This is a genomic window from Nostoc cf. commune SO-36, assembly GCF_023734775.1.
In the GTDB taxonomy this organism is placed as follows: domain Bacteria; phylum Cyanobacteriota; class Cyanobacteriia; order Cyanobacteriales; family Nostocaceae; genus Nostoc; species Nostoc commune_A.
The window spans coordinates 4,785,111-4,810,770 of sequence record NZ_AP025732.1 but is presented as its reverse complement, the minus strand read 5'-3'; the positions used below and the strand labels follow the sequence as shown (position 1 = coordinate 4,810,770).

The window sequence follows — 25,660 nt, the reverse complement described above, 5'->3', positions numbered from 1 at the left end:
GGTTGGGGGTCTGTTTCTTCTTCCCTGCTCCTTGCTCTCTGCTCCCCTGCCTCTTTTTCAAAGCTGTTCAATTAATTCAATAATTTGTTGATAATATTGGATATTCCCTTCTTGGTAATATAAGTCTGCGGATTTCTGGAAATCTGTAATTGCTTGTTGAGAGTCTCCCAGATTGCGGTAGACATCTGCCCGAAGGATGTAAGCTGAAGCCCAATTAGGCTGACGCTGTAAAGCTTGATTTAAGTCTGCAAGCGCTCCTTCTAAGTCTCCTAATAGTGAACGGCTACGACCGCGATTATACCAGTCTTCGGCAAAGCTGGGGTCGAGCGCGATCGCTCGACTGTAATCTTCTATAGCCTTTTGATAATCTTCTAGGGCATAGCGAGCATTGGCACGATCGCTGTAAAATGCAGCAGATTGGGGATTAAATTGTAATGCTTGGGTGTAATCGGCGATCGCACTTTCATAAGCTTCTAAAGCATAATGTGTAGAACCTCGGTTGTAATATGCTTCAATTAAATCAGGATTAATTTTTAATGCTTGATTATAATCTGTGATCGCTCCCTGTTCATCTCCTAAAAGACGACGAGCATTTCCGCGATTGCAATAGGCTTGGGAAAATTCAGGAACAAGCTCTATGGCTTGAGTGTTATCATCAATTGCTCCCTGTAAATCTTGCAGAGCTTCACGAGCAATACTCCGACCATAATAAGCTGCGGCTAAGTTATCATTAATTTGCAATGCTCGATCATAATCTTTAATTGCGCCTTTATGATCTCCTAAAGAACGACGAGCCGCCGCGCGATCGCAATATCCTTCTGCTAAATTAGGATTGAGTTGTAATAGGCGATTGCTATCTTCAATTGCACCTTGATAATCTCCCAATCGGCGGCGAGCGTTAGCCCGAAAGCCATATACTAAAGCTAAAGTCGGATTTTCTTGTAACGCTTGGTCATAATCTGCGATCGCACCTTGATAGTCTTCAAGAGTACTACGAACCAGACCCCGCTCACAATAAGCTTGCACATCATCAGGATTCAGCTTTAATGCTTGGTTAAAGTCTTCAATTGCTTCGTGATAGTTTTTGAGGTGAGCAAGCACAAGACCCCGATTATAGTATGCTCCGGCAAAGCTGGGGTTGATTTTTAGAGCCTGGTTGTAATCTGCGATCGAACTTTGATAATCTGCTAAAGCGTAGTGAGCATTACCTCGGTTATGATAAGCTTCTGCCAAATTAGGATCTAATTGTAATGCCTGATTATGGTCAGCGATCGCTTCTTGATAATTTTCTAAAACGTGGTGAATATTGCCGCGATTGCTGTAAGCGCCGGCAAAATGGGGATGCCATTGTAAAGCTTGCTGAAAATCTGCGATTGCTCCTTGATGATCGCCACGTTCAAAACGAGTTACGCCGCGATTATGATAAGCGTTGGCAATATCAATATTGATATTATCAGCTAATTGGGTACTCATTTCGATAGTTTGGATATAATCTGCGATCGCTTTATCGTAGTTTTCCAAAGCAAAGTAGGCGTTTCCCCGGCTGTGGTAAGATTGGGCTAAATTTGGATCGATTTGTAATGCTTGGTTATGGTCAGCGATCGCACCTTCATAATCGGCTAGAAAGTAACGAGCATTAGCCCGGTTGTAATAGGCTGTGGCAAAATTGGGATTGATTTCGATGGCACGATTAAAGTTAGCGATCGCACTGTGATAGTCTTTGAGTTGACCACTTAAAATCAGTCCTAGATTGTGGTAAGCTTCGGCATAGTTAGGATTTAGCTTGATTGCTTGGGTGTAAGCTGCGATCGCGGCTTGATAGTGACCTTGTAAATTGTGATTTAATCCTTGGTTAAAAAAATCTTCAGTATTCATATAATTTTTTTTGGCTTTTGACATTCTCTAGCCTAAAGCATCAGGATTCTTAACGATATATTTTGAAAATTACTCCAATTAGGCAAAACCCAATTGTAGAGACGCGATTTTATCGCGTCTTAAAAGCCCAATCATCTACACCGTGTAATTTTACTATATTTTTGATAACGGAAGATTAGGCATAGACACCATCTGGTTAGCCTTTTCAGACTTCGTTTGCATAGTTTCCAGCTTCCAGTCTGAAGAATAATCAGGCAACTCATAACCAACACTCTTAACATGAGCCAACATTAACTCATCTCGTTGATGCCAAACAGCAAATATTTTCTCCCTGCCATCATATAGCGTTTCTAAGTCAATTTGATAAACCTCATTTACTCGTTTTAACTTCAAACCCAACAAATTCAACAGTCGGCTGAGTATTTTTATTGCCGAAACCTGCTCTTTCTCTCCAACCAAATTAATCCCCAGCGCTCTTTTAATATGCTTACTATGTTGAAACGCAACATTTTTCAGCAATATCAAATCTGGATCATTTTCAACAAAATTTCGTTTGTTTTCAAGAAACTGAAGCATCCCTAAAGCTCTCATCGCTTCAACTTTGAGCGTGTAAGTTTTTAAATCTGGGAGAAAAACTTTCCCTTCACCCCAAGACAATTGCTGATGCCATTCTTGCTCATCTCTAACGTGAAAATATTCGCTTTCATGAGTTAAATAATAGTGAATTAATAGTTGACTATAATATCCTTGGTCATCTTGTAATTTCAGCCAAGGAGTAACTTCTACACCATACCTTTGTCTAAGAACATATTTGTTAATTTGGTTGCGTTCTCCATCTGTTAGGGAATGCTTAACTAACAATTGCTCATACTCTACATAATCGATATCTTTAGCATTGGCAACAGCAGATGCTACCGATAACTGATTTTGCTGCTTAATCTCTTTGATTTTGCGTTTAATTTCTTTAGCTTTCTGACGACTTTGTGCCCAATCTTTTTGAACTTTAACAATTTCTAAAACTAATCTTTTGCGGGTAGCTAAATCATCTGCATCAGTTGCCAAAAAAGCTAGGCGCAAATCTCGAATAATATTATTGTGAACCGCATTACTCCGCATCTGAATTTGATGCCCATCAGCAATTAAACCATCTTGCATCGATTGCCGATAAAGGCGGATAGAAGCATTTACCCTTGCAGATAACTTTGCCCAAGTTCGCAAATGAATTGGGTCATAAACTAAAGGTAAATCCACATCTATTTTATGTAATGGACTGAGTAAAGCTAAGTTTTCTTTTTGATTTTCCTGATACCAATCAGATAACAAGCGATAATTTGTACTGCCACTACCAATTAAACCAATACCTCGTTTAGCACACCAGACAACACGCGGCACATCATCCCTAACTCTTGCTAAAGCTTGTCTTGCTTCTGAGTCAGGAATTACCCCTTGAAAAATGCCATAAACCCGGTCGAAATGTTGGACATCAATACTAATTCCTGTACCAAGGCTAGGGGTAACAAAAACGCCGTCATATTCAGATATTTTTTGATTAATCGCGGCGATAAAATCAACGGCTGCATGACCAGGTGTATTTGTAGTATGACTACTAACTACCAGAGTTTTAGGAAATTGCCGCCGTAATTTTTGTAACCGCTCTTTCAAATAACGTTCAATTGTTTCACAACTGTAACGCCCAGCGCGACTATCGGTAGTAACATAACATTTACGTCCAGCAAGTAAATCTAATTCCAGTTGGTGAATTAGCGGTGTTGGGTTCGGTGAATCATAAAAAGTTACATCCCAACCATGCTGAGGTTTCCACTGATTGAGAACTACCCAAGGCGTTAATTTAATTCCTGCTAATCCTTGTAAATATTCCAGTGAAACATCTGATAAATCAGCATCTTGAGCAATTACTAACCCCCCACTTGTTAAAACTGTAGCAATTAATTGCTGGAATAACTTTAATATTTTTACACGTTTGTGCTTACAAGTATTACTATTTAAAAGATGCCATAAAGATTGCTCCACTTCATCTAGAATTACTATTGCTCCCCGCCAATGTTCTGGGTTAAGTTTCCAAATTGAATCAACGCACAAACCGAGAGATTGCTGAGGGAATAGAGAGCGCAGGATGGGAGGAGCGGGGGTAAGTGCTTTATTAATCTTTTTCTCTGCATCTTCTTTATGCGTTCCCCATTGAATACCAATTTTTTCACACAAAAATCGTCCAAGCAGGATTCTGTGAGTAATTAATAAAACAGGTTGGCTTCTACTTTTTGCTTGCTGAACAACGCTTTGTAGTGCCGTAGTTTTTCCCGTTCCTTTCGCTGATTTTACTCCTACTAATCCAGAAGTGGGAAAAGGTATCTCACCTATATAAGGACGGTTAAAGGTGAGTGCAGCAGGAATGCTTAATTCGGTGTGGGGTTTGGTTTGAGCAAGATAAATTTCTAAATCAACACTTTGACGATAAACTTTCTCAAAACTACTTGCACCTTTAGCAATAATAAATTCATCAACCCCTTTTTCTATTCCTGGAAGTTCGATAACTTTAACAGGGCAGTTTTTTTGCTGGAATAAACAACCAAGTTGAGAAATAGCATTGTTAACAGCAGCGATTGTCTTGGGTTGAGTTTCAAAATCAAAGCAAATGTAAAAGCTGCGTTTTGTAACTGCAAACGCTCCTAAATCAGGAATTAGCTGACGACGGGTAACTTTGCCAAATTCATCTTTAACAACTCGATAACCACTGGTAATTCCGGGAATGGCAATAGCTACATATCCTTGCGTCAACAAGGTAGCTGCTTTCTTTACACCTTCACAGATGACGAGGGGAATGTTGTGTTGCATCACCCACTGCCAAAAGCCTCCAGCCTCGCCATCAGGAGTAATGCTGATATTGTCAGGCATCACCAGATTGTAACGCCCAGCGACTTGCTGCCAAACTTGCAGCGTTACCCGCAAACAAAATACTCGCGTTGGCGTGCTGGGGGGATGCTCGTACTTGATAGACTTGCCATTGTGATTTTGTCGGGGTTGGTTTGGCTTAAAGCATCCCCATTCCATCATTTGCCAATTACTCAGAGGGTCTAGTCCCGAACACCACCAACCACCTTCAGTGATATGAGCATAACGCTGTAACCATCCAGCCTTCACCATTCCAGTATTGGTGCGGGGAAGTAGCTCAGAAATCAATAGGTACTCATAAGCTGTTACGCCTTGGAGCGACCTAAAATTAAGATGCACTAAGTGTAAGTCTATACCACTACTCTTGACTAATTCTTCAAGGTGTTGGGGGTGTAAATAGTGCAGATGCATAGGGAAAAGCCCAAAGGGAAAGTCAATGAGATTAAAACATTAACATGCATCTGCTTTTTTTCTATAAGAGAGATTGCGAGGCTTTTATGATGCTTTTTTTACTTCGTTACACTAGACACATCGGTTAAAAATCTAGTGGGTTATTCTGCCTATTAGATCCCCAAAGTAATAATTTTGTATTGTGATATTTGTTCAGTTTTAATTTTTATTTATCAGTAAATTTCTGCGTTAAGGAATGCGATCGCTCCAGGGGTTGCAGCAGCGATCGCTATAGGGTAACATCTTGCAAGATAAGCTTTGTCAAGAATCGTAGACGCATAGTTCCCTTTAGCTATGTGCTATTTCAGTAGTGATATCGAGCTTGAAGAAAATCAATTCGGTCATCACTTACTAAATAAACAATTCGATGTTCTTGAGTAAGTCGGCGCGACCAAGCATCTGAATCTAAATATTTCAATGGTTCAGGTTTGCCAATACCTGTAAAAGGATATCGCATAATCGCTTCAACCAAGTTAAAAGCGCGAAGCGCAGTTTTGCGGTTTTTTTCTACCCAATATGCAAGGTCTTCCCGAAATTCTGGATGAAATACAGCATCTCGAAGTTTATTTTCTTGGGGTTAGGTTTTATCCTTCTTCTTCTTCGTCAAATCCCAACTCCTGACGTAATTCGTTAATATTTTGAGGTTTTAAAGTTCTAGCTTTTGCTCTTTCCAAAGCAGTTAACAGACGGACTGCATTTTTAGGTGAACGAAGTAAATGAGATGTTTCTAGTAAACTATTTAGTTCATCAACAGCAATTAGGGCGACGTTTTCCCCTTATTGTCGAGTGATAATTACCACTTCTCTATCTGCAACTACTTGATCGCAGAGTTCGGCTAGGTTGTTACGAGCATCAGTCAAGTTTGTCTGCTTGGACATGGTGGGAAATTTCCTAATGCTGTAGGCTTTACAGTACATAATAGCTTGACTGGTTGGAGGCGTAAGCGTTCTTTCAGCAATGTAATAAAAGTAACTAAAATCATCTGTCAAGTCATACTTAATTCAAAACTGATAAAAAAGTCTATTCTGAAAAATAGGGGTTATGCTTTAAGTCTAACTAAAGAATTTAGAATAACGTTATTGCTGCTGCAATCATTTGATAAGTGCTGTGACAAACTCAATAGCACCAGCACTCTTACTCTCGTAGATACATCGAGATGGACTAACTTATTTATTGTAGTGTTAACCGAAGATTTTCTGAGGTGACTCGTCGATCTAAAACATACGATTGAAGTATGAGTTTAGAGGGTGTTGCAATGCAAGGCAGAATTAATGGAATTAGTTCTCATTATCTGAGTGGCGGTCATGGTGATGATTTATCAGAGCTTATAGATAATTCATATTATGATTCTTATGATTCTGATGGACTTGACTTTATAGATGAAGATGAATGTGAGGAATCAATAAATTCAGTTGATAAAAAAGAGGTTGATAAATTTCCAAAAAAAAAGAGTCCGTGTCAGCAAAATACTGCTATTAAAACATTTATTAATTACTTTAACTTAGGGGTTGACTGTCGTCAGCGAGGAGATCAGCAAGGGGCAATTATGGCTTGGAATGAAGCATTAAGTCTTAATCCTAATAATGCCCATACTTATTACTATAGAGGAATAACTAAAGCTGAAATAGGCAATTATGATGGTGCAGTTGAAGACTTAAAACAGGCGCTCTATATAACTCCTAAATATTTAAATGCTAAACGTCAGCTAGAAAAGATACGTCAATATTTCTTAGGAGTAGATAGTACAGTTTTACCTCTACAATCTAATAACGCTACTCAACATTATCAGCGTGGAAGAGTTAGTTTACACTTTGGAGAGTATCAAGAAGCAATTAAAGAATTTAACCAAGCATTACAGATTAATCCTAACTTAGTTGCAGCATACTACAGTCGAGGAAAGAGTTACTATCAATTAAAAAAGAAGGAAGAAGCTATCAAAGATTTTCAAACATCTGCAAAACTTTTTTGTGAAAATAACCAACCTGATAAACTGGCTAAATGGACTCCATTTGAGTTAGGTGAATCAAATCGAGAAGAAGCAATTTCTTATCTTATTCCATATCTATCTAAAAAAAGCTCCTATGACGAAAAAAGATTAGCTGCTTCCGCTATACACAAACTTGCCAATAGTTACAAAAATATTCCCGCTTTAGCTATTCGTCTTTTATTAGATAATCTAACTTACCCTGCACCACAGGTTAGGCAATACGCTTTAAAGGCTCTTTCTCTAATTAACCTACCTAAATATGCATTTACAATAATTCAGGAAATTGCTAATAGAGATCCAAAAAACTATAACAGAAATTTAGCAAAAGCTATATTAGAAAATTTGAATTCTGTTCCTAATCAAGAATTTAAACAACATTCTGATAAATCTAAACCTGATAATAAATATTTATCAGAAAGAAATGTTTTTAATACTGAGAAAATTGATAATTCTTATAACCAAGGCTATTTTCCTGAAGAAGCTTATGATACATCTATGGATTACGGCTATGTGGATGACCTCAGCAATCCAGAGGATTATCTTTACAATTGTTGATTAAAGTGTTGTTTCTGTATCAATGTAGATAATTTAGTCATAATACCAATTTTTATACTGCTTCTAGAGGTGGTCTTGGTGGTGGTGGTACTATATCCACTAATTTTTGATTATTAAAGTAATCTTTGATATCTTGGGCTATTTGCCCAGAAAACTCAAGACGCTCTTGAGTAGAATTTGTTAATAGCATAGTAATCTTATCTTCAGAAAGCTCAATAATTGCTATGGCACTTAAGTTAATAAGCCGATCACCAACTTGAATAAACTTCATAAATGTAGAAATAAGGTATAAGGTATCAACTTTTATTATACATATTTCGTCTATTAAGTATATGTAAAATTATTTGTGAATTAAAATAATGCTTTATAAACAGTGAGGAGTATTTTTTACTCCTCACTGTTTATAAAGCAATATAAGCTAACCCGCTAATCTAAGACCCGACAGCTTCCTTCGCGGCGTACAATACCTCAGCATTAATTTCTTTGAAACCGCGATCGCAATTAAATTTCTTAATGCTGCACTAGATTTATATTCTGTTAGTTGGAATCATTGTTTAATAGCAGGTAAAACTTCTAATTCACTAGGATGAGTTAAAACTTTGCCTAATAGCTCACTGAAATAAACAACTTGATAATTAGGTGCAAGTTCTGTTTGCAGTTGCTTCCATAGGCTGATTCCTTCTTCTTCAAAAGCCGCTTCAGCCTCTGCACTCAAATCTGGTGAATTAGCAGGATCTTGCCAATTTAATGTTGCATTGTAAATTTCTTCCCATTTTTCAGACGTTTGATTGTTTTTTGACTTAATGGCAATGTCTCTGGGTCAATGTTGCCAATTTTATCAGAACTCACCCACCATAGAGGATAGCATCCATAGTCAGGCATGAGTTTGATTTTTTCTGCTTTAAACTGTCTGTTTTGTATCATGTTCAATACTTCCCCAGGTTTCAGGTAGAGGATTGACCCAGGAAATAGGCACAGAAACAACATCTAGAGTTTCACTGTCTTTAAATATTTCTAAAATATATCCTGGCTCTTGCTGAGTTTTAGTAGGACGCAGATGATCCAACACAACCCCTCTATCGCCAGCTTTTACAGGACTATTAGGAACATTGTGCTTCAGTTCTACCCACTGAAATAAACTAGCTGCTGTCATCGTTTAAGTCTCCTGTGATTTATCAGGATATAGTGTTATAAATCTAACAAATTCTGTTTCTTCATCTTGTTGCCAGATAGTAATTACCTTAATTAATTGACCATTCGGCCCAGTCCACTCACTTTTCACTTCAAACTGAGTCCCCCAATCACTAGGGGTAACTTTTGCAATTTCAGAACCTTCTACAGCATTCATTATATCGTTCTTAAGAAGTTCCCAGTTCTCAAGATTATATCCTGCTAAAGCTAGATATTTTGATTTATCACTTTTAGGTTGATAAACAAGTAAGTATTTAGTGATTTTTTCATCTTGAATTACTAAACCTGATGGTATTTTCATTATATTTAATTTGGTTATTTTAAATAGTTATTGAAAAAACATATAAAAATTAATATTAAATCCATAATATCTGATAATTTAATTTTTATCACTAAAGCAAAAAATGGGGTAAAGAGTATACATAACTCCTCACCCCTCAATCTTCTCGATTAACCGCTAATCTAAGCCCCGACTGCTTCCTTGGCGGCGTACAATACCTCAGCGTTGATTTCTTTGAAACCACGATCGCGGGCAAATTTTTCAGTATTACGCTTCACTTTACCGCGCACAAATCCAGGAATCTTATTCAATTCTGCTTGACCATCTTTTGTCCAATTCAAATCAGAATCAGCAGAAATTCCCCTCGTAATAACTTCTTTAGTATCATGACCACCGAAGATTTCTAATAGGTGATCTTCCATTCCCAAAGTGAAGGAATTGTAGATCAAATCTGTAATCTGATTCGTGCCTTCGTAACCCATAAATGGTTTGTAACCAATGGGGAAGTTTTGCACGTGGATTGGTGCAGCAATTACGCCGCAGGGAATATCCAAACGTTTACCAACGTGGCGTTCCATTTGGGTTCCGAAAATGGCAGAGGGTTCGACACGAGCGATCGCATCCCCAATTTCACCATGATCTTCGGAAATTAGCACTTCATCGCAATACTCGCTCACCTGTTCACGGAACCAGTCTGCATCATATTTGCAGTAGGTTCCAGCCCAAACAACATGAATCCCCATTTCTCGCGCCAGAATCTTGGTAATGGCGGCGGCGTGGGTGTTGTCACCAAATACCACAGCTTTTTTGCCAGTCAAGTTTTGACAGTCAATCGAACGGGAGAACCAAGCAGCTTGAGATACATACAGGGTTTGCTCATTGATGAAGTTTTCGTAGTCAACTTCTGCACCTTGATGCATTAATTACCTGCTGAATCTTGCGAATAACAACGGGCAGTTTCCACTACACCCATTGGAGTAATGTCTATATAAGGTGTGCCAAATTGATTCTTCCAGGTAACGAGCTGTAGTCAAACCGAGTTCGCGGTAAGGCACTAGGTTAAACCAGGCTTTGGGCATCTTCTTCAAGTCATTCACCGAAGCACCTTCGGGAATTAAGGTATTTACCTCAATTCCCAAGTCAGCCATCAGCCGTTTCAGTTCGGTGCAGTCGTGATTATTGTGGAAACCGAGGGTGGTAGTACCGATAATGTTCACTGAGGGCTTTGCTGTTTTGCCCTGTGCCAATTCGCCCCGCTTCCGGGCTTTTTCAATGTAATATTGGACGATTTGATCCAAAGTGCGATCGGCTGCTTGCAGTTCGTTGTAGCGGTAGTGGTTCACATCCGCCAGCATTACATCTCCTTTCGCTTCCAACTGCGCCCGTTCGACAAAGTTGTGCAAATCCTCTTGCAAAATGCTGGAGGTGCAGGTGGGAGTTAACACAATCAAATCTGGATGTTCCTCGGCATCCTTGCGGACGATGTTATCTACTACCTTCTCTTGGGAGCCGCGTGCCAAAACGTTGCGATCGACGACACTGGTTGTTACCGGAGTAAAATCTCTCTCCCGCGATAGCATGGAGCGCATGACGTTAAAGTAGTCATCGCCAATGGGGGCATGCATAATCGCATGAACATTTTTAAAAGAGCTAGCGATTCGCAGAGTGCCGATGTGGGCTGGGCCAGCATACATCCAGTAAGCCAATTTCATGTTTGTGTTCTCCCTTTTCAACAGAAATAACACGGAGTCCGATAAAAGTGGACTATAGGTGCTTGATTATTATTAAATCGTTTCTGATTGTCTCAAAACTTGTAGACCTAAAGAAGTGAAGAGTTGTAAGGGTTTTATCTGGAGTGCATGGGCGTAGGCATCGCTCAAACCTTTTAACTGGTTAGGGTGTAGCTCTTGGCTTTCACAATATGCCTGCTGTTTTATTTAAATAAATCTTAATTTTTCAGCAAATTAGTTTTCAATTTGGGGCGATGCAGTAGTTATTTAGGCTATATTACGCATTTCATAGTGTATTAAGATACTTAAAAAATAATTACCAAAATATTCCATCATTTAGCAATTATGTTTGCAAACCAAATTCTTCTGGATCTACACCCCAATTTACCCAGCGAATTGCTTCACGCGCTGAGTTCATATTCGGTAGAACTCGCAAGGCGTGAATAAAGCTTGTGCTAGGGCAAGTCATTTTTAATAAATGAATTGATTCTTCATCAACATCAGCATCAATTTTTAATAGAGTATATTCTTGCTAAATATCTAATTCAATAGCTTGTAGTTCTTGGCAAATTCGGGCGTAACCAATACCCTGAATTAACACTCGGCGTAGTTCGGCGTTTTCCTCTGTCAAAAGCCATTGAGATTGCCATTGTTGCGGGTGAATTTTACCGTATTTTTCAGGTAAGGTTACACCGTGGTAGGAGTAGAGGCTATATCCATCAATAAATTCAATGGCAGGTTCGCCTTCAGCGTGGAGGCGGTTTTCATTGTCAAAGCGCAGGTGAAGGGGGCGATCGCATACTATACAAATTTTTTCATAAGGCAAAATCCAGCTACAATACCCTAATAGCGACTGCAAAGCTTGCCATTTTATTTGGTTGTAAGAGCAATTTAAGACCGAAATATAAAAATCTACCCAACTGCACACGCTTGAATATAAATGAGTTTTAAACCAAAGACTAGGAAGATTTGTTATGAGTTGAAGTTGAGTTTTTAATTCATCTCTCAATATGTCTTCTAGTATAGTTAAATATGGTAGCACGGCAAGTAGTTGCAGCTGGAGTTGGTTATTTAGCTGCCATTCAACTTGGCTACCTAATTCATTTGTAAATTTGTACAAAAGTTGGTTATAAAATTCGCTGTTCAATAGGTGTTTTAGTTGCTTGTGAATAACAATTTCTAGACCAGCATACGGACTATCACAAAATATAATTTCAGGCTCTTGTTTACGAATCGCTATATACCCAGCTTTTACCGCTTCCGCCGCTTTTTCACGATCAATTCGCTCAGTCGAAAGCGCGATCGCTCTCCACTTTTCCCGATAAACTGGAATCAAAGCCTCTTGCTCAGGCGTTAACTTTTCAATCAGCGACATAACGCCAACCTTCAGGCTCGTATTCTCGCTGAATTTTCACCATCGAGTCACCTTGGGGAATAGAAATAGCTTTATGCTCCTCATGGGCAAGCAATGCCGACTCTGAAAAGACACGCAAGTAGAGTGTGCTATCTTTATCGTATAATTCTGCGTCTCCCTCTGTAATGCGATGCTTATGCCCCGTAAATTCGCCTTCTGCCAAAGTTAAGTGAGGTATTTTTTGTCCTTCAATTTGCTGCACAGGCAGTAAAATTACATCACCTTGACGGATTGGTTTCATAATTTTGCTTTCCTGACATGGGTGCAAACCCAACTTCGCTTTTGCTCTCAAGTTTGGTTTAATCTTGGCACAAGCTCTTAGAAAGTGGGGATTGGGCATTGGTCAATTAATAAATAGTTATTCTTCCCTTCTTTCCCCTACTTCCTCATCTCCCATGCCCTAATGCCCTATGCCCCATGCCCCATGCTCAATGATATTTTGAAAACTGTAGTCGCCAATTATGCGTTAGATAAGTTAAAGATTGAAATAGCTGGAAATTCACACCCAGCGTTTCCTTCCTCTAACCTCTGGGATAGACTAGGCCATAAGTTCAGCGAATTTTATCCCAAGCAGACAGTTTATGTGAGGATTAAATCACCGCCCTAAGCGCGACCTTTTATCTTGACAATTTGCAAAAATTACCTCAATTTGACTGTTTAGCTTAGTAGCTCTTCTTTTTATTGAAATTTCCATGTCAACTCTCGTCATCGTCGAATCTCCAACCAAAGCTCGTACCATTCGCAACTACCTGCCAGCAGGCTATCGGGTGGAAGCGTCTATGGGTCATGTGCGTGACTTACCCCAGTCGGCTAGTGAAATTCCTGCTGCCGTCAAGGGGGAAACATGGGCGCAGCTAGGGGTAAATGTGGACGCCGACTTTGAACCGGTATATGTTGTCCCGAAAGACAAAAAGAAAATTGTCACCCAGCTTAAAGAAGCCCTAAAAGATGTAGATGAACTGATTCTGGCAACGGACGAAGACCGGGAAGGTGAAAGCATTAGTTGGCATTTATACCAACTGCTGAAGCCGAAAGTTCCGACTAAGCGGATGGTGTTTCACGAAATTACCCAAGAGGCGATCAAAAAAGCTCTGAAAGACTGCCGTCAAATTGATGAGCAGTTGGTTCGCGCCCAAGAAACCCGGCGGATTTTAGATCGATTGGTAGGCTATACCCTGTCTCCCTTGCTATGGAAAAAAATCGCCTGGGGATTATCTGCTGGGCGAGTGCAATCTGTAGCTGTGCGAGTTTTAGTGACTAGGGAACGCCAACGCCGCGCTTTCCATGAGGGTACATACTGGGATTTGAAAGCTAGTTTGTCAAAGGAAAAAACCCCCTTTGCTTCCCAGTTGGTAACATTGGCAGGAACCAAAATCGCTAACGGTAGCGATTTTGACGCAACCACCGGACAAATTACCGCAGGTCGCAATGTCTTGTTGCTCAATGAAGACCAAGCTGTAGCGCTCAAGGAACGCCTAACTGGTAAAACCTGGAGTGTTAGCGACATGGAGGAACGCCCAGTAACGCGCAAACCTGCGCCACCGTTCACCACCTCAACACTGCAACAAGAATCTAACCGAAAATTGCGCCTCTCAGCCCGTGACACAATGCGGGTTGCCCAGAATTTGTACGAGCAAGGGTATATTACCTATATGCGGACAGATTCTGTACATTTGTCAGATCAAGCGATCGCAGCTGCTCGAAGTTGTGTAGAAAAGCTTTACGGTCAACAATACCTCAGTCCCCAACCCCGGCAATACACCACCAAATCTAAAGGCGCACAAGAAGCGCACGAAGCAATTCGTCCAGCAGGTAGCAGCTTCCGCACGCCCCAAGAAACTGCTTTGGGTGGTCGAGAACTTGCCGTTTACGATTTGATTTGGAAGCGGACTGTCGCCTGTCAAATGGCTGATTCTCGCCAAACTCAAATTACCGTGCAGTTGCAAGTTGAGGATGCTGGATTCCGTTCTTCTGGCAAAAGGATTGAATTTCCAGGATACTTACGCGCCTACGTCGAAGGTTCAGACGACCCGGAAGCAGCACTGGAAGATCAGGAAGTAATTTTGCCGAATCTGAAAGTGGGAGATCATCCGAATTGTACAGAGTTAGAAGCCGTTGGGCACGAAACTCAACCGCCAGCTAGATACACCGAAGCAACTTTGGTGAAAACCTTAGAAAGCGAAGGTATCGGTCGTCCCAGTACCTACGCCAGCATCATTGGCACAATTATCGACAAGGGTTACGCCCATTTGGTAAGTAACGCTCTCATTCCCACTTTCACTGCTTTCGCCGTCACCGACTTGCTGGAAAAACATTTCCCAGACATCGTTGATCCTAGTTTCACCTCGAAAATGGAGCAAACCCTTGATGACATTGCTACGGGTGAAGCGAAATGGTTGCCCTACTTGCAGCAATTTTATTTAGGAGAAAAAGGGCTGGAAACCTTAGTTAGAGAAAGGGAAAGTCAAATTGATGCCACCAAAGCTAGGACTGTAGAACTAGAGAATCTAGATGCCAAAGTCCGCATTGGAAAATATGGCCCCTACATTGAGGTTGTGAATGGTGAGGGGGTGATCACCGCCTCAATTCCCAAAGACTTGACACCAGCTGACCTCGACCCCAAACAGGTAGAAGTGCTGCTGCGGCAAAAAATCACTGGCCCTGACCAGGTAGGTCGGCATCCCGAAACTGGCGAACCGATTTATGTGAAAATTGGTGCTTACGGGCCTTATGTTCAATTGGGTGATAAAACCGACGAAAACCCCAAACCGAAACAAGCCTCCCTACTCAAAGGTGTCACCCCAGAAACCGTTACCCTGGAAATGGCTGTTGGTCTGTTGGCGCTACCCCGAACATTGGGAGTTCACCCAGTTACTGGCGGCAAAATCCAAGCAAGTTTAGGACGCTTTGGGCCTTATGTGGTTCATGACCAGGGTAAGGAGGGAAAAGATTACCGCTCCCTAAAAGCTGCTGACAATGTATTGACAATTACCCCAGAACGTGCGTTGGAATTGTTGGCTGAACCAAAAAAGGGACGCAGTTCCACCAACAGTAAGTCTAAGGCAGCTTTGCGCGAATTGGGTACGCATCCAGAGGACGGGGAAGCAATTAACATCTACGATGGCCCTTATGGCCCTTACATTAAGCATGGCAAAACTAATGTAAGTATCCCAGAAGGTCAAACGGTGGAAAATATAACGCTGGCTGAGGCGCTGAACTTGTTGGCAGCTAAGGCATCAACCGGGAAATCGACTCGCAAAACGAGTAAATCAACGAGTTCCAAATCTAAGTCAACTGCTAAATCATCAACGACTGCTGCGAAAAAAAAAGCTACAGAAACCTAGTTGCAAGTCAAGAGTCCAAAGTATGACTCTTGACCCTTAAGACTCATCCTTGATAGGATGCAGTTCGATAGATTGCAATGTATGATAGTCTAAAAGGTAAGGGAAAACACAACGCCAAATTTTAGAAGTGGCTTATGTCCCAAATACGGGATTGTGTATCAGCCCGATTGGAAGCCAGAGGTGCGAAAATATGCCATTTTATGCGTACCTGTTAATCAAAAATTGAGGTAGTATCTCAGGAGCGGTCTGTTCATGGACTATATAGAAAAGGTGCTGGAAAAGCTTAAGGAATTAGCTCGTAGGCTAATTGATAGCCTGTTAGGGCCAGAGGCTGAACCGGAACCGGAACTGATTCCGATTCCTGTGAACGATCGCTCACGCCGTCGGCACTAATCCCCAAGTGCTGAACTCGACTTGGCAACCCTTAAGCATTCTGGCACTGCATGGGCCAAACTTAAATTTGCTAGGACAAAGAGAACCCGAAATTTATGGTTCGTTGACACTAGCTGAAATTAACCGCCTGTTAGAAGAACAAGCATTCAAATTACAGGCGAAAATTTTTCCTGTGCAGTCAAATCATGAAGGAACTTTGGTAGATAATATTCATGGCGCATTAGGGCAACATCAGGGAATTCTGATTAATGCAGGCGCGTATACCCACACAAGTGTGGCATTGCGAGATGCGATCGCGGCTGTTAATTTGCCTACAGTAGAAGTACATTTAAGTAACATCTACCGCCGGGAAGATTTTCGCCATCATTCGTATATTTCTCCAGTAGCGATCGGGCAAATAAGTGGTTTTGGCGTTCAAAGTTACTTGTTGGGTTTACAAGCTTTGGTAGATCATTTAAGGATTAGGAGTTAGAAATTAGGAATTGGTAGTTGGTAGTAAAGTTAGGAATTAGCAATCTTTGATTAAGTCCTCACTTTTAACTACATACATAATTTATGCGTCACTCTCCTATAAATCGCTTTAAAGGTACTTTACTCGGAGCATTCCTGGGGGAAAGTTTAACTTCTGGTGGTGAAATACAATTTCACAGTTGCCTAGATTTGGGCAATATGGCGGTTCTGGGTATCCAGAGTTTCATTGCCTTGGGTAGATTAGATTTAGATGATTGGATAGAGCGTCAGCAAGAAGAATCGGCTCATTTCGCAGCAACTGATAACATCTCAATATCTATAAAAATAATTATTGCTACGCTACCAGTAACACTCTTTTTTCACGAAAGTCCAATTAAGCTGCGACAAAGCTTGCTGCGTGTGGTAAAAATCTGGGAAGATGACCCAGTAGTACGGGATGGAACACTAGCAGTAGGATATGCGATCGCTCTTGCCTTAACTGAAAAACTCAACCCTTTAACCCTCATCCCGCAAACAATCGCTTTTCTCGGAGAAACACCGACATCAATACCAAAAAAATTATTAAGAGTCCAGAATTTATTAGAGCAAGGAGCTGGATTGTCAACGGCGCAGGCTGAGTTTGCCAGGGAAGAAAAACTCAGTAACACTATTGCGATTGCATTTTATTGCTTTTTGAGTACTTTGGAGGACTTTCGCCTTGCAGTTTTGCAGGCTACTTACAATGATAATTCTCAAGTGCAAAATGGTACGTCTCTAACCTCCCAAGCTACAGGTGCAATTACTGGTGCTTTATCAGGAGCATATAACGGTACAAGTGGAATTCCTGTAAATTGGCAAGTCTTGCTCTTGCAGAAGAATTCTCCAGGATGGGGACTAACTACTTTTTCCCAAATGTTAGAATTGACCGATGCATTTGTGGCGGTGTGGTCAGGAGTGTATAATCTTACCTTAAATGCAAAGGAGTTCACAGAGGAGGGATGTGAAGAGGCTCCGCTTTCAGTTTATGCAGCTCCTCGCGTTATTCGGTCGCGTTAAGAATAATTCGTAATTAGCGCTTGCCACCGTAGTTGCAGTCTTTTTTTGAGGTATCAAAGTCAGCAATTGCAGGCAGAGATAATGAAAATGCAGCAATTTTTGCAGTTCTTAACCCAGCAATTGACTAACTGGCGGCGACAGTACAAAGGACTACGCCGTAAGGGAAAGTTAATGAGAAGTCCCAAAAGCAAAAGCCATAGAAGGGAACTTCTAAGCACTGTCCAGAAAAATATAATCTTATTTTTATCAAAAACCAACGATAAAAGCGTAGACGTAGCTCGCCGTAGGCATCGCCGAAAACAAGAAATAGCGCTCCAGTCAAAAACAAAATCGGTCAAAACTAAAAGTACTATTTATGCAGTCTGTTTAGATTGGGTGCATGAACAGCGTTCTTTGGTAATTTTAGCGATCGCTCTAGTATCCCTCACTGCCGTTATTGGACATAAATTATACAACCAGACGCAACTTCAAGTAGGAAATCCTGCACCCCAGACAATTACAGCGCCTTACGCAGCTAGTATCGAAGATCAGAAAAAAACAGAAGCCGAGCGCAAAGCTGTTAGTACAAGCTCCTTACAAGTGCTGATGCTTGATGCGCGAATGAACGAACAAATTAAGGAAAATTTGCAAAAACTTCTGGATGATGGCGACGAAATTCGCACCGTTGCTGGAGCTTTTCCTTTTTTTGATCCTGTAATTTTGTCCATCTCTACCCAACGTTATCTCCGCTCTTGTCCTGAATCAGAATGGCAAGCAGTGCTATTGACTATAGAAAATAGTAAAAATCAACAAAAAAGACAAACCGCCGCCTCATCACGCCCATCATCTATAGCTGCACCCAATCAGGAACGCCAACCGCGTACAACAACGCCACAGAAGACAAACCCTGTTGATTTTTCTCAAAACACTGACTTTACTCAAGCCGTAGCACAACTAGAATCTTACCGCATCACTAGTTCTGATAAAAGCTTATCCTCACTGATTGCCCAAATTTTTCAAACACGCCAAAGATACACCCAAGCTAATGCCAAACTTTTACAGTTAGAGACTGTTATTCCAGAAGCAATATACGAGGAATCTCCTTTCTTGGATTTGTCAGATGTGGAATGGGACAAAACACAAATGGGAATCCATGAGAGTGCAGAGCGGATTCTCACCCAAGGCATCCCACAAGGACTGCCAAAAAATATTTTACAAGATGCGGTGAGTTTACAATTGCAGACCTTTGTACCAGAATCCGCCAAAGCTTTGGCAAAGAACCTGTTGTTAGCTGTACTCAAGCCGAATCTGCAAAAAGATGAAGAACAAACCAGAGAAAACGCTCAAAAGGCCGCTGCTGGTGTGCCACCCGTGATGATGAAGCTACGACGTGGTGAGGTGATTGTCAAAAGAGGAGTGCAGATTACTGCATGGAATTTTGAGGTGCTAGAGCATTATCGCCTGGTTCGCCGGGAGGTAAAATGGCACGAGTTAGGCAAGTTAACAGGTATTATTGCGATCGCTATTGGCATTGTTGTCTGGGTAGAACGGCATGTAGATTACGAATTGCGACAACGCGATCGCCTATTGGTGTTATTGCTAACTCTGAGTGTGCCAGGAGTGATTGTGATCGGATTACCTTATACCACCTGGAGTGCCCTTGGTTTATTGTTGGGAAGCTTTTATGGCCCCACTTTGGGGTTAACAGTTGTCGGACTGCTGTTGCCGATATTAGCTATTAGCTTGGATATAAGCAAGGCTGCGCTTTTAGCTGGTGCCGGGGGAGGAATATTAGGTAGTTACATAGCGCAACGATTGCGATCGCGTGAGGAATTGGCATTATTGGGTGTGGCGATCGCTTTAACTCAGGGTAGTATTTATCTGGTTGTTAAAATCTTAATTGGTCAAGCATTTGGTTCAACTTGGTATATCGTTCTCCGAGAAGCCGGATTGTTTGCTTTATCCGGCTTAGGCTGGAGTGTTGTAGCTTTAGGGTTGAGTCCTTATCTAGAAAAAGTTTTTGATTTAGTTACTCCCATCCGTTTAGCGGAGTTGGCGAACCCTAACCGCCCTTTGTTAAAACGACTTGCTACTGAGACTCCCGGAACTTTTCAACACACGCTGTTTGTCGCTACCCTTGCCGAAGCTGCTGCCAAAGAATTAGGATGCAATGTTGAGTTGGTCAGGGCTGGAACATTATATCACGATATTGGCAAAATGCACGATCCCCTTGGATTTATTGAAAATCAAATGGGGGGGCCGAATAAACATGATACAGAGGTTAAAGATCCTTGGAAGAGTGCAGAAATTATCAAAAAGCACGTAACTGAAGGATTGGTGATGGCGCGTAAACACCTTTTGCCGACAGCGATTCAAGCTTTTATTCCAGAGCATCAGGGAACGATGCTGATTGCCTATTTTCATCATCAAGCCCAGCAAATGGCTCAAGAAGATCCAAGTTTAACAGTAGACGATGCAGATTTTCGCTACGATGGCCCAATTCCCCAATCACGCGAAACCGGGATTGTTATGTTAGCAGATTCTTGCGAAGCAGCGCTGCGATCGCTCGAAGCATCGGCGAAACCTCTGGGAAAAAAGCCATCACTCAAAGATGTCTCCACTGAGCAAGCTTTAGCAATGTTAAATAATATCCTGCGTTCTAAATGGCAAGACAATCAGCTCGTAGATTCAGGATTAACACGAGAAGAAATATCAAAAATTGCCCAGATATTTGTGGATGTTTGGCAGCAATTTCATCACAAACGGATTGCTTATCCTAAGTTGAAAGCTAGTAACACTGTGCGGAATTCGTAATCTGATTGTTATTTCCTAACTTATCAATCTTAAAACCCGAAGAAATTATTAGGAGTTAAACAAAAATGGCTACTTTAACTATTCGTTTACCAGACGAAAAACACAACAGATTAAAAGAACTTGCTCAAGCTAAAGGAATCAGTGTAAATAAGCTGATTGAAGAACTTTCCACCATAGCTCTAGCAGAATTTGATGCCAGTACCAGATTTAAAGCAATGGCTGCAACTGGCAACCCAGAAGAAGGCTTAAAAATACTGGCAAAACTTGACGCTTTGACAGAATAGAAATAAGAGAGCTTGTAGTGCGATCGCTTATCCTAAAAGTGATGTATTAAAATACTCGTAATTATTATTCCAAGTCATTCTCTCCTAAATCTTCATTTAAGATTGTTTCAATATCTCGTCCGCCATAAATGACTCTAAGAATTTCTATACCGGAATCTGAAGGAAGATAAAAAACAAGATACTTTTTAAATCCTTTTATTGCTTGCTGTCGAACACCAGCTAAATTGGGATGAGAAAATTGACAAGGTTTCCCATTTCTGGCATTTTACCCAGTTGTTTGAAAGTTATTTCTGCTGCTCTAAGAAACCGATCTGAAGCTTCCAAATTATCTTCTGCAATATAAGTCGCTAATTCTATCAAGTCGCGGATTACTTGCGGTCGTTTGCTTACGTCGCTCATTAACCTTGGTTTGACCCTTTATGCTTGGCGATTCTTTCCCGCACAGCTTGGCGGATGTCTTCCCAATCGTCAGGAGTCATCTCAGTTGCATTCCCAGAATTTAGACCTTCTAAAAGCATCGTTTCCAAACGTTCAGCCGCTTGACGCTTTTGGTCTTGGCGCACTAACTCACGAAAATATTCACTGACGCTGCTGTAACCACCAGTTGCCACTTTCTCTTCTATGTAAGTCCGCATCGCATCAGGGAGAGATATATTTATACTTTTCACTGGCATAACTTCCCTAATTTTTCCTTCATAATATTAGTTTATGCCAATTTATGCCATTTATTGCCATACTAAGCTCAACTAACGAAAGCGATACCTGCGGTGGGCTAGGTTTACGTGCTTTCTCTCAAAAACTACTTCTCTCTAATGTTCCTTCAAACTCTTTCAAAGCTTGTACAGTTCCTACTTGCCAAGCTCGTTCAACTGTAGCGGCAATAATTTGAGTTAGAGGGAGATTTGGAAAGTTAGGGCTGTGATCAGATTCGATGTAATGTTCATCCCTAAGTAGATAAATCCTCAGCTTTTTACTATCGTAAATCCATAGTTCTGTAACTGCGATCGCAACGTATGCATCAAGAGTTGTTTTTGATGTCACAATTGAGGCTGGATTAGCTTTAACGTAACCTAATCAGATTACCTACAGGCTAGTTGTAAAAACTTTCCTTCATTCCCTAAACTATTTTTTTCTCAGTACCAGCATTTGATAAGTTAGTACATAATCTGAAACAATAACATTAAAAGCAGAGAGGGGATTACGTTGAGTCACAATCCAGATGCCATAGCCCCGCACGGTGGACAGTTGGTTAACCGTATCGCCACACCAGAAGAAAGAGCAGAGTTTCTCTCAAAAGCTGACTTTTTGCCGCGAGTGCAACTAAACGATCGCGCCGTTTCTGATGTAGAAATGATTGCGATCGGTGCTTTTAGTCCACTCACGGGTTTTATGAACCAGGAAGACTACGATCGCACTGTTACAGAAATGCGACTAGCTAACGGTCTTGTGTGGTCAATCCCGATTACACTATCGGTCAGTGAAGAAGTAGCTTCCCCATTGCCAGAAGGCGGCTTAATCCGTCTGGATAACTCCAGAGGCGAATTTATTGGAGTTTTGCAACTGACGCAAAAATATAACTACGACAAAACCCGCGAAGCCATAAATGTCTACCGCACTGATGATGCTAAACATCCCGGCGTGCAGGTACTCTATAACCAAGGTAATGTACATCTGGCGGGTGATATTTGGTTGTTGCAACGCGAACCTCATCCCCAGTTTCCCAGTTACCAAATTGATCCAGCTGCCTCACGGCAACTATTTAGAGACAAGGGTTGGAAAACCATTGTTGGCTTTCAAACTCGCAACCCCATCCACCGCGCCCATGAATATATTCAAAAGTGCGCTTTAGAAATCGTTGATGGTCTATTTTTGCACCCGTTAGTCGGGGCGACAAAAGAAGACGATATCGCTGCTGATGTGCGGATGCGTTGCTATGAAATTTTGCTGGAACACTACTACCCCTTAGACCGGGTAAGTTTGGCAATTAATCCAGCCGCAATGCGCTATGCTGGGCCTCGTGAGGCAATATTCCATGCTTTAATCCGCAAAAACTACGGCTGTACTCACTTTATCGTCGGACGAGATCATGCTGGCGTTGGTGACTATTACGGCACTTACGACGCTCAATACATCTTTGATGAATTTGCCCCAAGTGAATTGGGCATTGTGCCGATGAAATTTGAACACGCTTTTTACTGCACGCGCACTAAACAGATGGCAACATCTAAAACCAGTCCCAGCAGGCCAGAAGAACGCATTCATTTATCGGGAACAAAAGTCCGGGAAATGCTGCGGCGCGGTGAATTACCCCCACCAGAGTTTTCCCGTCCAGAGGTGGCGGCTGAGTTGGCACGGGCAATGCGGATAGAAGTATCGGTTTAGGGCATTGGGCATTGGGCATTGGGCATTGGTAAATAATTAATAGTTATTCTTCCCCCACTCCCCACTCCTCCCATTTTGTAACTTTACAATACAGAGTTCAGCCCTGTAAGCTGCTAACTAATGGCTGAGGGCTGATGGCTAATTATGGAACGGCGCACGTTTTTACATAGAATTGGCTCAATACTCGCGGTATTGGGGGTAACTGAAGCTGAGTGGTTGTCTTTGGGAAATCGCTATTATCAGGCTTTGGCAGAACCCAATCCGCGCAAGTTGGCACTGTTAATAGGTATTAACCAATACCCACAAATCCCAGCCCTCAGTGGTTGCCTGACGGATGTGGAATTACAAAGAGAACTTTTGATGCATCGCTTTGGTTTCCAAGGGTCAGATATTTTAACCTTAACTGAGGAACAAGCTAGTAGGGAATTCATTGAGGCAGCTTTTTTGGATCACCTGGGTAAGCAAGCTAAACCTGGTGATGTGGTAGTCTTTCACTTTAGCGGCTATGGCAGCCGTGTCAAATTGGAAACATCACTAGATACAGGACAAAATGCTCTGGTGGCAGCTAATGTGGGTCAGTATTCACAAAATGAGAAACTAGTCAACTATATATTAGAAGAAACTCTACTGCTATTATTGCGATCGCTCCCCACAAATCGAGTAACAGCAGTATTGGATACTAGCTATTACGCTCCTAATACAGTCTTAGGATTAAAAATTCGCGCCCTTCAGGAATCAGTAGGAAAGCTGGCACTAGAAGAACTCGACTTTCTCAAACAACTTAAAACTCAGAAGTTATCCAGCACTCCGATTGTTTTAGCAGCTACCTCAGAACCAAATCAGACAGCAAAGGAAGGATTCTTTTCTGGTTTTACTGCTGGGTTATTTACTTACGCCTTAACACAGTATTTGTGGGAATTCACCCCAGCCACCACAATTCAAGTTGCCTTCTCCCATGTAGAAAATTCTTTATCCCAATTGGGTAGCAAACAGCAACCAGCATTATTAAGTAGTCAGAAAAATCAAAATCTAACGTCTCTACAGCCAGACGGTATCATTGGTGCAGAAGGCGTGGTGACAGCTATTGAAGAGGATGGTAAAACAGTCCATCTGTGGTTGGCAGGATTACCTGCACAAGTACTGCTATACTATGGAGTGAATTCTCGATTAACCTTGGCAACAACAGAAGAATTAATATTGCGATCGCGGACTGGGTTAACTGCAAAAGCGCAAATTTTCAAAATTCAAGGTGCAAATCCCCTACAAGTCGGGCAACTCGTCCAAGAAGCAGTCCGGGTTTTACCTCGAAATATTAATTTAACCATAGCTTTGGATACTGGATTGGAAAGAATTGAGCGGGTAGATGCTACAAGTGCCTTCGCTGGATTTTCCCATGTATCCACCGTAGTAGCAGGAGAAAAACCAGCTGATTATCTATTTGCGAAGCTACAGCAAACACCCAGCCGTTATGGTCTATTTTCTATTGGTGGCGAAATAATTCCCAATACTATGGGGGAAGTAGGAGAAGCAGTAAAATTAACAGCGCAAAGGTTATCGCCACAATTATCAATCTTGCTAGCAGCAAAGTTATGGCGACTCACCGAAAATCAAGGTTCTTCCCGCTTGCCTCTCAAGGCAACCTTAGAAATAATTAGTGACAGTTCACCTCGCATCGTCATGCAGCGCGAAACAGTGCGAGCTTTTAAAACTGAAACCTCGGTTAAAACATCAGTACAGAAGCGATTAATTGCATCTCTCCCCACTCCGATTGTGCCTATTGGTAGTCGAATGCAATATCGAGTGGAAAACCAGAGCGATCGCCCAGTATATTTAATCTTGCTGGGATTAAACAATAATCATACAGCAGTTGCCTTCTATCCTTGGGAAACCCCTCAAGAACCAAACACTGCCGATACCAAACCCCTCTTAAAAGAGGTTGTCATCGCCCCAGGTGAAACCCTCACCTTACCCCAAACTAATGGTGCTTCCGAATGGGTGATTTCAGGGCTAGCTAGCTTTTGCGAACAACAACTAATTTTTAGTACTGCCCCCTTTAGCGAAACTCTCGCCGCCTTGAGTACTATTAAGTATTCCACAGCCGAACAACGCCCGATTAGCGCATTATTCAATCCCTTAGACGTTGCACAAGCCTTGCTACAAGACTTGCATCTCAAAACGGAGACGAACGGCACAGCAGCCGACTCATATATCTTGGATGTGAATAATTGGGCAAGTTTTAGCTTTAGTTTTCAAGTGGTGTAAGTGGGCGTGAATAATTAAAGGTTTGTAGTCAGGGACTGTATCCCTATTTTAAGGGTAAAAGCGTAGCGTTTTTAATGCGAGCCGATGCATTAACAATGCAAGCCGATGCATTAAGGGATTTCCAAGGAATAAATTATCCCAAAAAACGAACCACAGAGACGCAGAGAAAACAGAGAGAGGAGAGATTAAGAGGATTTTTGTGTCAGTTTTGGAATATTTTTTTATTTGGAAGTCCCTAAAAATGCAAGCCAATGCACAAGCCAATGCATTAACAATGCAAGCCAATGCATTAACATTGTCGGGT

General features: G+C 41.5%; 22 protein-coding genes and 3 pseudogenes. 9 read left to right on the top strand and 16 right to left on the bottom strand.

Annotated elements, in window-relative coordinates:
* Positions 1-57 precede the first annotated feature (57 nt).
* The 4 genes and pseudogenes from ANSO36C_RS21700 to ANSO36C_RS34365 all read right to left on the bottom strand — a co-directional run bounded on the left by ANSO36C_RS21700 (position 58) and on the right by ANSO36C_RS34365 (position 6,113).
* Positions 58-1,875, bottom strand: a complete 1,818-nt coding sequence (locus ANSO36C_RS21700) for a tetratricopeptide repeat protein (RefSeq protein WP_251956191.1) — start codon at positions 1,873-1,875, stop codon at positions 58-60.
* 153 nt (positions 1,876-2,028) lie between these two features.
* Positions 2,029-5,196: a plasmid replication protein, CyRepA1 family gene (locus ANSO36C_RS21695; protein WP_251956190.1), complete on the bottom strand. Its 3,168-nt coding sequence runs from the start codon at positions 5,194-5,196 to the stop codon at positions 2,029-2,031.
* A gap of 343 nt (positions 5,197-5,539) precedes the next feature.
* A pseudogene (locus ANSO36C_RS35000) lies at positions 5,540-5,842 on the bottom strand (Txe/YoeB family addiction module toxin).
* Positions 5,843-6,011: 169 nt separating this feature from the next.
* Positions 6,012-6,113, bottom strand: coding sequence for a type II toxin-antitoxin system Phd/YefM family antitoxin (locus ANSO36C_RS34365; protein WP_323374474.1), 102 nt, complete (start codon positions 6,111-6,113; stop codon positions 6,012-6,014).
* A gap of 356 nt (positions 6,114-6,469) precedes the next feature.
* Here ANSO36C_RS34365 and ANSO36C_RS21680 point away from each other — a divergent pair, with 356 nt between their 5' ends.
* Positions 6,470-7,777, top strand: coding sequence for a tetratricopeptide repeat protein (locus ANSO36C_RS21680; protein WP_251956189.1), 1,308 nt, complete (start codon positions 6,470-6,472; stop codon positions 7,775-7,777).
* Positions 7,778-7,829: 52 nt separating this feature from the next.
* Here the strand turns inward: ANSO36C_RS21680 and ANSO36C_RS21675 are convergent, their stop codons facing one another.
* The 9 genes and pseudogenes from ANSO36C_RS21675 to ANSO36C_RS21635 all read right to left on the bottom strand — a co-directional run bounded on the left by ANSO36C_RS21675 (position 7,830) and on the right by ANSO36C_RS21635 (position 12,732).
* Positions 7,830-8,048, bottom strand: a complete 219-nt coding sequence (locus ANSO36C_RS21675) for a hypothetical protein (protein ID WP_251956188.1) — start codon at positions 8,046-8,048, stop codon at positions 7,830-7,832.
* Between the two features lie 276 nt (positions 8,049-8,324).
* Positions 8,325-8,492, bottom strand: a complete 168-nt coding sequence (locus tag ANSO36C_RS21670; RefSeq protein ID WP_251956187.1) for a hypothetical protein — start codon at positions 8,490-8,492, stop codon at positions 8,325-8,327.
* Positions 8,493-8,521: 29 nt separating this feature from the next.
* Positions 8,522-8,701 (bottom strand): hypothetical protein, encoded by a 180-nt coding sequence (locus ANSO36C_RS21665; protein WP_251956186.1) that lies wholly within the window; start codon positions 8,699-8,701, stop codon positions 8,522-8,524.
* Positions 8,679-8,930: a DUF4926 domain-containing protein gene (locus tag ANSO36C_RS21660; RefSeq protein WP_251956185.1), complete on the bottom strand. Its 252-nt coding sequence runs from the start codon at positions 8,928-8,930 to the stop codon at positions 8,679-8,681. The genes ANSO36C_RS21665 and ANSO36C_RS21660 overlap by 23 nt, the downstream gene beginning before the upstream one ends.
* Before the next feature lie 3 nt (positions 8,931-8,933).
* On the bottom strand, positions 8,934-9,269 hold the full coding sequence (locus tag ANSO36C_RS21655) for a DUF6883 domain-containing protein (protein ID WP_251956184.1): 336 nt from the start codon (positions 9,267-9,269) through the stop codon (positions 8,934-8,936).
* A 161-nt stretch (positions 9,270-9,430) separates the two neighbouring features.
* The gene (locus ANSO36C_RS21650) at positions 9,431-9,670 is read right to left on the bottom strand and encodes a hypothetical protein (protein WP_251960402.1); all 240 of its coding nucleotides are present in this window, start codon (positions 9,668-9,670) and stop codon (positions 9,431-9,433) included.
* A gap of 69 nt (positions 9,671-9,739) precedes the next feature.
* Positions 9,740-10,873 (bottom strand): annotated as a pseudogene (gene bchB, locus ANSO36C_RS21645) (ferredoxin:protochlorophyllide reductase (ATP-dependent) subunit B); the annotation flags it as partial.
* A gap of 448 nt (positions 10,874-11,321) precedes the next feature.
* Positions 11,322-12,353 (bottom strand): annotated as a pseudogene (locus tag ANSO36C_RS21640) (DUF6745 domain-containing protein).
* Positions 12,340-12,732 (bottom strand): hypothetical protein, encoded by a 393-nt coding sequence (locus ANSO36C_RS21635; protein ID WP_251956183.1) that lies wholly within the window; start codon positions 12,730-12,732, stop codon positions 12,340-12,342. Before ANSO36C_RS21635 ends, ANSO36C_RS21640 begins: the two are co-directional and overlap by 14 nt.
* 352 nt (positions 12,733-13,084) lie before the next feature.
* Between ANSO36C_RS21635 and topA the strand changes: the two genes are divergently transcribed.
* From topA to ANSO36C_RS21605, 6 genes are all read left to right on the top strand, one after another.
* Positions 13,085-15,736: a type I DNA topoisomerase gene (topA, locus tag ANSO36C_RS21630; protein ID WP_251956182.1), complete on the top strand. Its 2,652-nt coding sequence runs from the start codon at positions 13,085-13,087 to the stop codon at positions 15,734-15,736.
* Between the two features lie 252 nt (positions 15,737-15,988).
* Positions 15,989-16,129, top strand: a complete 141-nt coding sequence (locus ANSO36C_RS21625) for a hypothetical protein (RefSeq protein WP_251956181.1) — start codon at positions 15,989-15,991, stop codon at positions 16,127-16,129.
* 7 nt (positions 16,130-16,136) lie between these two features.
* Complete coding sequence (gene aroQ, locus ANSO36C_RS21620; RefSeq protein ID WP_251956180.1) at positions 16,137-16,601, top strand: type II 3-dehydroquinate dehydratase; 465 nt, start codon at positions 16,137-16,139, stop codon at positions 16,599-16,601.
* A gap of 83 nt (positions 16,602-16,684) precedes the next feature.
* Positions 16,685-17,635, top strand: coding sequence for an ADP-ribosylglycohydrolase family protein (locus ANSO36C_RS21615; protein ID WP_251956179.1), 951 nt, complete (start codon positions 16,685-16,687; stop codon positions 17,633-17,635).
* A gap of 81 nt (positions 17,636-17,716) precedes the next feature.
* Positions 17,717-20,428: an HD family phosphohydrolase gene (locus ANSO36C_RS21610; protein WP_251956178.1), complete on the top strand. Its 2,712-nt coding sequence runs from the start codon at positions 17,717-17,719 to the stop codon at positions 20,426-20,428.
* Between the two features lie 65 nt (positions 20,429-20,493).
* On the top strand, positions 20,494-20,712 hold the full coding sequence (locus tag ANSO36C_RS21605) for a toxin-antitoxin system HicB family antitoxin (RefSeq protein ID WP_251956177.1): 219 nt from the start codon (positions 20,494-20,496) through the stop codon (positions 20,710-20,712).
* A gap of 219 nt (positions 20,713-20,931) precedes the next feature.
* Here ANSO36C_RS21605 and ANSO36C_RS21600 read toward each other — a convergent pair whose 3' ends face one another.
* From ANSO36C_RS21600 to ANSO36C_RS21590, 3 genes are all read right to left on the bottom strand, one after another.
* Entirely contained in the window at positions 20,932-21,111 is a 180-nt protein-coding gene (locus ANSO36C_RS21600) for a type II toxin-antitoxin system RelE/ParE family toxin (RefSeq protein WP_251956176.1), read from the bottom strand.
* Complete coding sequence (locus ANSO36C_RS21595; RefSeq protein WP_190896190.1) at positions 21,111-21,380, bottom strand: type II toxin-antitoxin system ParD family antitoxin; 270 nt, start codon at positions 21,378-21,380, stop codon at positions 21,111-21,113. Before ANSO36C_RS21595 ends, ANSO36C_RS21600 begins: the two co-directional genes overlap by 1 nt.
* 124 nt (positions 21,381-21,504) lie before the next feature.
* A complete protein-coding gene (locus ANSO36C_RS21590) occupies positions 21,505-21,753 on the bottom strand; it encodes a hypothetical protein (RefSeq protein WP_251956175.1) in 249 nt (82 codons plus the stop codon).
* 162 nt (positions 21,754-21,915) lie between these two features.
* Between ANSO36C_RS21590 and sat the strand changes: the two genes are divergently transcribed.
* Both sat and ANSO36C_RS21580 read left to right on the top strand, forming a co-directional pair.
* On the top strand, positions 21,916-23,094 hold the full coding sequence (gene sat, locus ANSO36C_RS21585; RefSeq protein ID WP_251956174.1) for a sulfate adenylyltransferase: 1,179 nt from the start codon (positions 21,916-21,918) through the stop codon (positions 23,092-23,094).
* 144 nt (positions 23,095-23,238) lie between these two features.
* Complete coding sequence (locus ANSO36C_RS21580) at positions 23,239-25,356, top strand: caspase family protein (protein WP_251956173.1); 2,118 nt, start codon at positions 23,239-23,241, stop codon at positions 25,354-25,356.
* Positions 25,357-25,660 lie beyond the last annotated feature (304 nt).

Excerpts from the sequence above, each read along its gene's own strand:
- topA (WP_251956182.1), top strand. The coding sequence starts at position 13,085 with ATGTCAACTCTCGTCATCGTCGAATCTCCAACCAAAGCTCGTACCATT.
- ANSO36C_RS21600 (WP_251956176.1), bottom strand. The coding sequence starts at position 21,111 with ATGAGCGACGTAAGCAAACGACCGCAAGTAATCCGCGACTTGATAGAA.
- ANSO36C_RS21680 (WP_251956189.1), top strand. The coding sequence starts at position 6,470 with ATGAGTTTAGAGGGTGTTGCAATGCAAGGCAGAATTAATGGAATTAGT.
- ANSO36C_RS34365 (WP_323374474.1), bottom strand. The coding sequence starts at position 6,113 with ATGTCCAAGCAGACAAACTTGACTGATGCTCGTAACAACCTAGCCGAA.
- ANSO36C_RS21660 (WP_251956185.1), bottom strand. The coding sequence starts at position 8,930 with ATGACAGCAGCTAGTTTATTTCAGTGGGTAGAACTGAAGCACAATGTT.
- ANSO36C_RS21610 (WP_251956178.1), top strand. The coding sequence starts at position 17,717 with ATGAAAATGCAGCAATTTTTGCAGTTCTTAACCCAGCAATTGACTAAC.
- ANSO36C_RS21615 (WP_251956179.1), top strand. The coding sequence starts at position 16,685 with ATGCGTCACTCTCCTATAAATCGCTTTAAAGGTACTTTACTCGGAGCA.
- ANSO36C_RS21675 (WP_251956188.1), bottom strand. The coding sequence starts at position 8,048 with ATGAAGTTTATTCAAGTTGGTGATCGGCTTATTAACTTAAGTGCCATA.
- ANSO36C_RS21580 (WP_251956173.1), top strand. The coding sequence starts at position 23,239 with ATGGAACGGCGCACGTTTTTACATAGAATTGGCTCAATACTCGCGGTA.
- ANSO36C_RS21700 (WP_251956191.1), bottom strand. The coding sequence starts at position 1,875 with ATGAATACTGAAGATTTTTTTAACCAAGGATTAAATCACAATTTACAA.
- ANSO36C_RS21655 (WP_251956184.1), bottom strand. The coding sequence starts at position 9,269 with ATGAAAATACCATCAGGTTTAGTAATTCAAGATGAAAAAATCACTAAA.
- ANSO36C_RS21605 (WP_251956177.1), top strand. The coding sequence starts at position 20,494 with ATGGCTACTTTAACTATTCGTTTACCAGACGAAAAACACAACAGATTA.
- ANSO36C_RS21665 (WP_251956186.1), bottom strand. The coding sequence starts at position 8,701 with ATGATACAAAACAGACAGTTTAAAGCAGAAAAAATCAAACTCATGCCT.
- ANSO36C_RS21635 (WP_251956183.1), bottom strand. The coding sequence starts at position 12,732 with ATGCCCAATCCCCACTTTCTAAGAGCTTGTGCCAAGATTAAACCAAAC.
- ANSO36C_RS21625 (WP_251956181.1), top strand. The coding sequence starts at position 15,989 with ATGGACTATATAGAAAAGGTGCTGGAAAAGCTTAAGGAATTAGCTCGT.
- ANSO36C_RS21650 (WP_251960402.1), bottom strand. The coding sequence starts at position 9,670 with ATGGAAGATCACCTATTAGAAATCTTCGGTGGTCATGATACTAAAGAA.
- ANSO36C_RS21695 (WP_251956190.1), bottom strand. The coding sequence starts at position 5,196 with ATGCATCTGCACTATTTACACCCCCAACACCTTGAAGAATTAGTCAAG.